Origin of the sequence: Streptomyces sp. NPDC047081 (assembly GCF_040643775.1) — a bacterium.
GTDB lineage: Bacteria > Actinomycetota > Actinomycetes > Streptomycetales > Streptomycetaceae > Streptomyces.
In genome coordinates this window covers 1-1,057 of record NZ_JBEYUY010000086.1, presented here as the reverse complement: position 1 = coordinate 1,057, position 1,057 = coordinate 1, and the positions used below count along the sequence as shown (strand labels likewise).

General features: G+C 58.6%; 1 protein-coding gene. It reads right to left on the bottom strand.

Annotation, left to right across the window (positions count from 1 at the left end):
* Positions 1-963 (bottom strand): hypothetical protein (locus ABZ848_RS49575; protein WP_360843762.1); only part of this gene is annotated, 963 nt, incomplete at its 3' end.
* Positions 964-1,057 lie beyond the last annotated feature (94 nt).

Genomic DNA, 1,057 nt, shown 5'->3' with positions numbered 1-1,057 from the left:
AGGGATTGCAGCTTCCAGCGTCTGGGTCACGAGTACGTTGCTGACTCCGATGCCGTTCATCTTTGCCTTCAGTTGGACGAGGTCCGCTTTGACGAGACGGTCGACATGAAAACTCTCGCTGTAGGTTTCTTTCTTTCTCAGTAGCGATCCTTCGGCATCGAGTGCTATCGATACCGAAGAAGGTGCTTGGTTGCCATTTGTCTGTGACCGGTACGTATAGCGCAACGACTTGAACTTCGGCTGCAGGAGAGGAGCGTCAATCGCGTTGGTCAGGCCCTCCGGTAATGCCACGCTGTCCATGGACGTATCAGGCACTTCCTGGGGGTAGTCAGTCGCTGGAATGTCCGGGCGTAACGCTGCGAGGGTCGCGGCATCGACGGCACCCTGCAGGGAACAACTGATGCGGGTTTGGGCGCTTTGCCCGGTTACCGGCTCAATCAGCAGCACCCGCTCGAGGCGCTTGGTGCCCGGGGCTCCGGGGATCGGCGGAATCATCTGCCAGCGATTGCCATCCTTGATTTCACTGCGAACGTAGGTCGGGCCAAGTGATTGCAAGCGTTCGGGGTGATCCATCAGCTTGCCGAGCTGTCGAGCGACGTCCTCCGCGCTGCCTTCTGCGATGAAACCCCAGAACAGGTAGTAGCCCATGGTCCCGAGGTCGGAGCTTTCGTCCGAGTAGGACAGTAGCTTTATACCGGCGACCTCCGGCGTGTGGCGCACTGGGACGGAGTTCGCCGAGCGACGGGCTCGGTTTTCAACTGCAATCCAGGCAACCTCGCCTGCACGCTCGATCGGTACGTATTGCTCCCAGGTATTACTGTGGGCCTGAATGCTCGAGAAGAAGCTGGCATCACAGTTGGCGAATGCCTTGAGCGTATCGGACAGTCCGCTATCACTGGCGTGTGCGGTGGAGGACAGCAGCAGGGTTGAGGCGAGAAGGGCGGTGCGGTTTATGCGGTTCATCGAACAGACTTTCCATATCTTCGATTGGGAGCGTTGGTGCTCTGGCGGCATTATCCGATGCTGCCTGTTCCCGAACAATACGACCTGTACCGGC